This is a genomic window from Candidatus Hodarchaeum mangrovi, from assembly GCF_975850365.1.
Genome location: NZ_CDLCQJ010000078.1, coordinates 1 through 9016 on the forward strand (window position 1 = coordinate 1; position 9016 = coordinate 9016).

Consider the following 9016-nt stretch of genomic DNA (forward strand, 5'->3'; position numbering starts at 1 on the left):
ACCTTGCAAAATCTCAGAATGGTGGATTATCTTTTGAAACACCAATTAAAGTCAATGACGGCTCCACACAAAGGTACTGTGGAGGAACAAAAGTTTCTGTATCACCTGATGGAAGTATCCACGTTGTTTGGACTGATAATAGAGCTGGGGACGGACCGCAATATTTAGATATTTATTATACTGTTTCTAAGGACAATGGACTGTCCTTTGGTTCTAATATCCGTGTCAATGACGATCTTGATATTTCCCCTCCTGATAAACATCCACATTTCACACGTGGTGCCCAAGGTTCGCCCTCGATTGTAATTGATAGCGATTTAACTGTTCATATTGTATGGGAAGATTTTAGAAACTTCGTAAGCGATACTGTTTATTGCAGAGATATATATTATGCATATGTACAGAGTGACAAACAATTCTCAAACAATCTCAAAGTAAATTATATTCATTCTGACGCAAATAGTGTCAATTGTGCAGATCCTAGCATTACTATTGACTCCCAAGATAATTTTTTCATCGTCTATTCTGATGCACCCTCTGGTGATAATGATCATCATTCTATCTATTTTCTATTTGTACAACAAGTAATTGAAACTTCTTCCCCTACATTTGGTTTCCAACTAATCACAGTTCTCTCTACTTTTTTGGTTGTAAGAATATTTGTTCAAAAAATAAATAAAAATAGATAATGCTGAAATATTATTTCAGGGTTTTAGTAAAGTGAATATATCACGTAATTATATTATTTTATATATTATCGGGATTATTATCTTACTCTTCACACTTTTACGCATCTTACTGGCTTTTACTTCGAATAATTTATATCCTGAGCTCTTTTTAGGGAGTTCCTTATTGGTAACTCTTTCTGCACTTCTTATCAGATTTATAATTGTTGACATGAGTAGAGCTCAGTTGAAGCTGAAAGGATTCACATACCAACGATTCTTGAACTTCATGCCAGTAGCTATGGTTATTTGTAGTCTTGCTGACTTCTTAATACGTGAAGATTTTATCGTTGGAATGTTAACTTTTCTTGTTGCTCAGATGCTCTATATTTTCTCATTTTCAGGTATTTTAAACGTTTGGCCACCTCAAAGCTGGTTTGAAGATAGGAATAAGATTCAATTATGTATAATTATGATCTTCTGGATTGTAATCCCAAGTTTTCTATATATCTTTCTTCTTTTCGATCCAAATGACTTTGTAACACTCGCAATTATACCCTATATTATTCTATTATGTTTTATGGTGTTTCTGACAAATTTTCACTTTATTAAATTTCCTGAACGAGTATTTATATTTCGATTGTTAATAGCGTGTGGAGGAATAATGTTTTTCATATCTGATGTGATCCTAGCAATCAATAGATTCACCTATGCTATTGGGACTCCATTAGACACAATTTTAATTGGAACAACATATATTATTGCTGTTGGATGTCTTCACTATGCTACTCTTTTCCTCTTCAATAATAAGAATGAATGATTTCGTTGATTGTTTTTCTAGTTTAGAGAAGTAGGGGGTTTAATTATTTCAGACTTCCTCTCTCTACCATGCTAAATTCCATTAATACATTTCCCCAACCTCCACATTCCAACCCAATATCAAGACAACTCACTCTTTTGAAACGCATTTCATTTGGATCAATTCCAGCATAAATTAATTCGTGTGCTGCATAAACTAGCCGATCGATTTGACCTAAGGCATATACACAGATTTTTTTGGGGCATAATTTTGTTAATAGATTTCCTGATCCATCTAGATATAATTTATCTCCTTTCTTATGTTGACTGTTACATCCTTTCGCTTCAATAACTTCAATAACCATAGTTTTATTTAATAGCTCTGTTACTTTTGATAAAACATCTTGGTTCCTTGAATTATTGATGAATTCCTTAAATTCTTCGTCAGTATAGTTAAAATGAACTTTTATCTCGTTTAAAAAATCTTTATTAGTTAATACCAATTAATTCATCTCCTTAGAAAAATTTAAGATCTAATCCACCGATATTTTTATATTGATTATCGATCTCATTTCACCTAATTTTAGTGAAAATGAAAGGAATGGTTGAAAACTTGACTGGAGACCTATTGGACGAGATCAGAGAATTTTTAATAAGTGCAAATCTCTCTACATATTGCATCAATTCCCTCTTAACTCTTTCTAATTCAGGGATTTTAACAGCTAATGAAATATCGAAAAGAGCTAAGGTTCCCATTGGCCGAATTTATGAAGCATTAGACGAGCTTGAATCGAAAAAGATGATTACTATCCTTGAAGGTCGGCCAAAGAAATTTAAAGCTATCCCCTTAAATAAAGCGTTATTTAATCTTGTCTCCTATCGACGGGAGGAAAGTAAAAAGAAAGAAAAATCATTGTTTGATCAATTAAAAGAATTAGAAGTGAAATATTATGATACCTCTAATGGTATAAAAGATGAAAGACTTTTCTATTCCTCAGTCATTGGGACGAAGGCTATCTACTCTCTCTACTTTCAATATTTCAAGATAGTACAAGAGGAGATTTTAATAACAGAATTCATTAATGATACAACGATTAAAGTTTTAAATCAAGCTAGATTCTTTTTTGAAGAGTTGAAGAAAACTCTGGAATACGGTGTGAATATTAAAATGCTCTGGTGTTTTGAGGAGAGTGAAAAGCTTAGTAAAAAGGAAAAACATGACCTTTTCTCCCAATTGACAGAAAAACATCAGGAATTTGGTTTAATTAATGAAATGAAAGGGTTTCAGATTAAAGCTATCTTTAGACGCATTCCAACTTATTTTGATATTTTTGATAATAAACGGGTCATCTTTAAGCTGCAAAGTCCCTCCGAGCCAAGAAAAATATTTGCGAGTCTCAATATTTTCGACCCCAACCTAGCAAATCACCTTCGAACTCAATATAACAATATATGGATGTATGAGGGATTAGATTAATGTTTGGGGGTATTAATAATGTTGTTATCAAATTCATATTAAAAAATTTATTCTGAATCTGAAAGAGTAAAGCTCAATGTGTTATCTTAATAATCCTTCAATGAATTTTCATTACGATGGTAGAATTTATAGTAAAAAGAGGAATGGTAAGAATTAATTTTCATTGATAATTAATCTTAAACATACTTAGATAACTGGAAAATAGAATGTTTCAGAGAATAGTGTAAGATAAAGATGAATAATTCTCTCAGAAAACGTGATCTTGACTTTAAATCTGGGTTAAAAATAAAAAAATTAGTATCAAGTCCTGAGGAACAACCACAAAGGATTAATCATAAGATAAAAGTGATAAATACCACTCCTTTTCGAAAAAAGAAATTTTTCTTGAAGAGACTAAGGATTGCAAGAGAAAAAATTACTGGAGAAAGAACTCTTGAAATAATCCAATTCTGTCTAAGATGGATTCCTTCTTCTATAAACTTTGGCATATTTTTCAAAAGCAATTATCTTTCTAAATCTAACCTTCAGATTTTTCAACAACTGGATTTGATTCATGGCTATTATGATTCTTATATCATTTTAAGTATGCGAACCAAGGTTATTGAATATTATGGGGCAATTATTGATTCATTTAATTTTTTTAAAACCATAAAATCTGAAAAAAAGCACACTAAGTTAATATTTTTTAGACAAGGTAAGCCTGAAAGTGCTAATGCTCTCTCTTTTCTCTTTACATCCCCTCAAGGACACGGTTTAATTGTAAAAGCTATCGAAAATCAAAGTGTAGGAGGGAATCCAAATTTAGAGTTAGAAATAATCCGAATAGGTAAGATTATTGGAGTTAATATTCCAAAAAATGCCATGATAATTCACAATTCTGGTGCTAGGATGCTTAAACCATTTTCCAAAAGATCAAATCTATTTATTGAGACATTAACTCCCAGTTCAATCGATCTCTGGGCAGCGGAACCTAGCGATTTAGAAGCTATTATTGAACATGATGCAGTAAATCTTGGGAAGATAATAGTATTTGATACGGTTTGTGGCTCATGGGATAGGCATAATGGGAACTATCTTATTGCTACAATAAAGAATCGGAAAAGTCTACAAGAAATTGATTTTGGCCTTTTTCAACCTGGTTTTTACAAGTCAAAGGATTTCATTCCTGACTCCGAGCTTCAAAATAAACCTCAAAAGCATCCTTCATTACCAGGTTGGGCTATAATTCGAAATCTTCGTGTTGAAAAGATGATTAAACGTACAAATAAACAATTTCTTATGAAAGGGATAAGAGAAGCCATTCTACAATTACATCATTCCATAATTCATGAGGAGCTTTCTTCAATTGTTTCAAAAAAGCTTTATCATCGGGTACAAGGATTATTTGACCCCAAACATGCCACATATCGATTGTTTATTCAGGAACTAGATGAATTAGCCATTTCAAGTAAAAAATTTGAGGATCTGATACATCGACTTAATAAATGATTAGAAGAAGCAGCTGTACTTTCATGATAGGAAAAGGATCATGTTGGTTCTTTAGCGATTTGTATTATTAATTTTCCTTTATTAGATCCATCAAATAGCATGTTTATAGCTCTAGGGGCATTTTTTAACCCTTGGATGATATGTTCTCGATATTTAAGTTTTCCTTCATTAAACCAAGTCATAAGGTCAAGCATTGCTTCAGATATGCGACCCAAAAAATCATTAACAATAAATCCTTGCATTAAAGCTCGTTTGGTAACAATTTGGACAATATTTGATGGTCCAGGTTGTAACTCTGTCAAGTTATACTTCGAAATCATCCCACAAACAGGTATACGGGCATAAACAGCTAGATTAGCTAAGGCTGCATCTAGTATTTTCCCGCCCACATTTTCATAATAAATATCAATTCCATTGGGACAAAGCTCTTTCAATCGTTTATAAACGGATTCGGTTTTGTAATTTATCGCTCCATCAAACTTTAATTCCTCCGTGAGCCATTTACACTTCTCTTCTGTCCCTGCAATTCCAATGACTCGACACCCTTTAATCTTCCCGATCTGTCCGACTAATGAACCTACTGCTCCTGCAGCTGCGGATACAACAAGAGTTTCTCCTACTTTGGGTTTTCCAATTTCTAAAAGTCCAAAATAAGCAGTTAATCCAATCATTCCCAAAACATTTAAATAAATTGTTATAGAGACTCCCTCAGGTTTTGGTAATAAGCTGATATTTATTAATCCTGATCCTTTACTGACTGAATAGTCTTGCCACCCTAATGTCCCAATAACATATTCTCCTTTATCATACTTCGGGTTTTTACTTTCTATTACCTGCCCAATAGTGATCCCTCTCATAACATCACCGATTTTAACAGGTTCTATATAATGTGATTTAGGAGATGCAGAAATCCATGACCTGTTTGCTGGGTCGAGTGAGAGATAATAATTTTTCACAAGGAGTTCTCCCTCTTGAAGCTCATATTCGACTTCTTCTTTGACCCAGTTAAAGTCTGATTCTTTAATCATACCTACAGGATGGTTTGCTAACCTCCATTGTCTATTTTTCAATTTTACCATACAATTCCTCTATGTTAGTTGGTTCTAAATCTGAAGAGTGGTTATAGAAATCATTATAGATTTATAGCTTTTATTAATTGACAGGTTTTGAAATTTATTATAGCTAATATTTCTTGATTATGTACAATTAACAAAATCCTTTGAATTGGATGAAAGGAAAAATTTTGCTATTCTTTCTGTACAGCCTTTAAATATATCTCAGAATAAACTGTAATTGCTCCCATAGCTAAACTATTATTTTTAACTCAAAAATTACTCTGGCTGTTGCTAATTGTCCATTTTTATACATAAAATGTATCATGGTTTGATATTTCAATTTACTATCTCCTCGAGTTTTAAACTTATCGAAATCTTTCTAAATTTCCTCTAATTTTGGGATGGCAAGGAAAAAAAGGAGGTATTGCTCTTCCTCTTCAAGATTTGTTTTTTGATAGTTTCCCTTTGGATTTTCTCTCTCCTTTTCTCTATTCCATAATTCTGTTCTTAAATCCATTAATTTTTGCATTGCAAAAATATAATCATCCTTATTCAATCCATATAGTTTAACCAAAAAAGGAGTCTCTGAATTTTGTTGGAAATCGGAAAATTTGTTTTCTTTTAACATCTTAAGGCGTATTAAATCCTCTTGGATGAACGCATTAAAAAATCGAATAAAGGAGGAAATGGTTAAGGGTTCTTTACTGACGGACTGTTTATAGTAATTGTTAATAACTCTAGAACTATCTGGATCTTCAATAGCAATTTTTGATCTTCTCCAAACCTTTTTATTTAAGTTTCGAATACGTACTTCTTCTGAAATTATAAAATCATCTTTTTCAAGAGCATTTAAATAATAATACACCGTTGTTAGAGGAATATCTAAATTTAAAGCAATTTCTTTAGCTGATATATTTCCTCCATGACGTGTGACCTGTGCTAATATATCAGCACTTAGTTTTTCCTCTAGCGCCTCATGAATTGTCTTCATGTTATTTTTCATCCTAAATAAAAACATAAATGATAAATTTATAAATAATGTTTCGATTCAAGAATTGAAATAATAATTTATTAAAAAACTGTCAATTCTCCATGTTTTTTCAGTGTCGATTCTATCCTATTAAGAAAAATAATTCCAACTATCAATGAAATAAATGATATAAAACATAAACAAATTATTTCAATTGTAAAACCAGATGTTGAAACACTAGGAGTAAAACTCCCCCGAATTATATGTAAAGCATAAGTTAAAGGTAGAATTGAGCCAATAACTTGACCCCAAGGGGGTAACATTTCAACAGGAGCAATTGTTCCAGAAAAAATGAAGAAAATTGAAGTTAAAATATTAGCAGTATTAGTTCGGTCTCGTAAGCTTAATGTAATCCCATTTATTACTAATCCTACACCAAATAAAGAAATAATAAGTAATAAGAATCCAATAATAGCAGTATAGAAATTTAAATACCCTATTTTTCCTCCAAAGACAATGATTCCAGCAATTAATATAATCACGAAATCGATTGAAGCATTAAAAATAGCATAAGATAGATGTCCCAACATGAATATTTTTCTTGAAACAGGGCTTAAGAATAAAGGTTCGATTGTTCCTCCCATTCTTTCCCAATAAAAGGTTCTTCCAAGTTGAAATATGCAAGCATACATATAAACAAAGACCGCTTGACTAATAATGATGAATGTAAGATAATCAACAGAGGAATATGCAGAAAAAGTTGCTTTTAGGTTCTCTGATCCAAAAATAACATGATATAATATCCATGCTGTCGCCATTGTCATAATCGGTAGGAAAAACCGTAAAGCAAAACTGGTAGGAGAAAATATTCTATAAAAAGCAATCAAATTGTATTTTGCTGTACTTAATATAACTCTTAATTGTTGGCTCAAAGTTAATTCTCCTAAAATAATGTAAGATTTGCTTTATGCTTTACATGCTTCTCTACAAGACTCAAAAATATTGATGAAAGGAAGAAAAGTCCAAATGCAAAGAAAAGTAAAACGAATAATTCTAGATAAATATCCTCAAAAGTTAATGCTCCTAATAAAGTTCCACGAATAATTAGAAATATATAAGTTAACGGAACTGCGATTGAAATTGTTTTGAAAATCCTTGGAAGATATTGAATAGGGAATATTAGACCTGAGGTGAACTGTAAAGGTTCTTGGATTGCAGTTGCCCACATATTTCCTAATCGGCTAGCAATGAAGAATGATTCAAAAAACATACCCATTGTAAGAAGTACGAGGAAAGAAACTAGTAAAGAGATAATAACTGTCATTAATGAGTTAATATTAAATTGTATTTGAAGCAGAAATAAACTGAAGATCAATCCAATACTAAACCAAAGGAAATTGACTGTAGCTGCTAGTGCATTTCCTGTAATAATTCCAATACGAGAGGCTGGGGAGAGAAGTAAAACCTCTAAGGTACCTTCCCATCGTTCACGCATAAAAAAGACCCCTCCAAACAAAGAGGCATTAATAAAAAGCATCCAACATAATTGGCCCGTTAAAGTAAACCCTAAGAGATCAATTTCCAAATTTCTAACCTTTAATAATTGTATATTGATTGTTTTAAAATTAAAGGGCAAATATAAGAAATAAAATTGCAAACCCCATGTAAATGGAAGAACTAAGTTCCAAAATAAAACAAATGGACGAAAAAACTCTGTTTTAGTCCATCGAATTATTTGTGCTTTTATAACTCGAAGGAAATCCATGATTTTTACCCTGATTGCTCGATCATTTGGACGAAAACATCTTCCAAAGATGGAAGATATCGCTTCACTTCAAATACTTTTAATTCTAAATTTTGAAATAATTCATTAATGACTCTAGAAATATCATCTTCCCTTAACACCTCAATTATAAGATCACATGTGGCTGTAACTGTTTCATCTTTTATTTGATTTGACAGGATATTGATGTTTTTAACATACTCTAATGATTTGAGGATCTCTATACTTTTCTGGTTAGTTCCTCCAACTGATGCATAAACCTTTGGCCTAGAATGGTATTGTTTTTTCAATGTTTTAGGAGTTTCTATGGCTAATATCTTCCCTCGATTAATTATTGCAACACGATCACAGAGCTCATCTGCTTCATGAAGATAATGAGTAGTAAGTAAAACACTCATACGATTATGATTAACTCGGTCTTTCACAAGTTTTCGAAGTTCACGAGCAACCTGGACATCTAAACCAAGCGTTGGTTCATCAAGAAAAAGGACTAAAGGGTCATTTAAGAAAGCTTTTGCTATCTGTAAACGTTGACGCATACCTTTGGAGTATCCCTCAATAGGAGAGTCAGCTCGCTCTAAAAGACCAACCTGACCAAGCAAATCATCAATCTTTTCTTTTAAACCTAGACGAGAAAGATTGTACAGATCAGCAAAAAATTGCATATTTTCTCTTGCAGTCAGTCTAAAATAGAGCATACGTTCAGCACCAGCTACCATATTGATTAATGGACGTATTTTTTGGGCTTCTTTGACGACATTGTATCCCAAAACAGTAGCA

Annotated in this window: 9 protein-coding genes and 1 pseudogene; 4 read left to right on the forward strand and 6 right to left on the reverse strand. The window is 32.2% G+C overall.

Annotated elements, in window-relative coordinates; genetic code table 11:
* Positions 1-689 (forward strand): annotated as a pseudogene (locus ACWVCY_RS07705) (hypothetical protein); the annotation flags it as partial.
* A 163-nt stretch (positions 690-852) separates the two neighbouring features.
* Positions 853-1485: a lysoplasmalogenase family protein gene (locus ACWVCY_RS07710; protein WP_455141751.1), complete on the forward strand. Its 633-nt coding sequence runs from the start codon at positions 853-855 to the stop codon at positions 1483-1485.
* Positions 1486-1528: 43 nt separating this feature from the next.
* Here ACWVCY_RS07710 and ACWVCY_RS07715 read toward each other — a convergent pair whose 3' ends face one another.
* Entirely contained in the window at positions 1529-1966 is a 438-nt protein-coding gene (locus ACWVCY_RS07715) for a hypothetical protein (RefSeq protein WP_455141753.1), read from the reverse strand.
* A 98-nt stretch (positions 1967-2064) separates the two neighbouring features.
* On the opposite strand from ACWVCY_RS07715, the gene ACWVCY_RS07720 reads away from it, so the two are divergent.
* The gene (locus tag ACWVCY_RS07720; protein WP_455141755.1) at positions 2065-2940 is read left to right on the forward strand and encodes a TrmB family transcriptional regulator; all 876 of its coding nucleotides are present in this window, start codon (positions 2065-2067) and stop codon (positions 2938-2940) included.
* A 234-nt stretch (positions 2941-3174) separates the two neighbouring features.
* Positions 3175-4428: a hypothetical protein gene (locus tag ACWVCY_RS07725; RefSeq protein ID WP_455141757.1), complete on the forward strand. Its 1254-nt coding sequence runs from the start codon at positions 3175-3177 to the stop codon at positions 4426-4428.
* Between the two features lie 38 nt (positions 4429-4466).
* On the opposite strand, the gene ACWVCY_RS07730 is transcribed toward ACWVCY_RS07725, so the two are convergent.
* The 5 genes from ACWVCY_RS07730 to ACWVCY_RS07750 all read right to left on the reverse strand — a co-directional run.
* Positions 4467-5507 carry an NADP-dependent oxidoreductase gene (locus ACWVCY_RS07730; protein ID WP_455141759.1) on the reverse strand — a complete coding sequence of 347 codons (1041 nt, stop codon included), beginning with the start codon at positions 5505-5507 and terminating at the stop codon, positions 4467-4469.
* 355 nt (positions 5508-5862) lie between these two features.
* Positions 5863-6474, reverse strand: coding sequence for a winged helix-turn-helix domain-containing protein (locus ACWVCY_RS07735; protein WP_455141761.1), 612 nt, complete (start codon positions 6472-6474; stop codon positions 5863-5865).
* Between the two features lie 80 nt (positions 6475-6554).
* A complete protein-coding gene (locus tag ACWVCY_RS07740) occupies positions 6555-7385 on the reverse strand; it encodes an ABC transporter permease (RefSeq protein ID WP_455141763.1) in 831 nt (276 codons plus the stop codon).
* An 11-nt stretch (positions 7386-7396) separates the two neighbouring features.
* Positions 7397-8218, reverse strand: coding sequence for an ABC transporter permease (locus tag ACWVCY_RS07745; protein WP_455141765.1), 822 nt, complete (start codon positions 8216-8218; stop codon positions 7397-7399).
* Positions 8219-8223: 5 nt separating this feature from the next.
* Positions 8224-9016: ATP-binding cassette domain-containing protein (locus ACWVCY_RS07750; RefSeq protein WP_455141767.1), on the reverse strand; the 793-nt coding region annotated here is incomplete at its 5' end.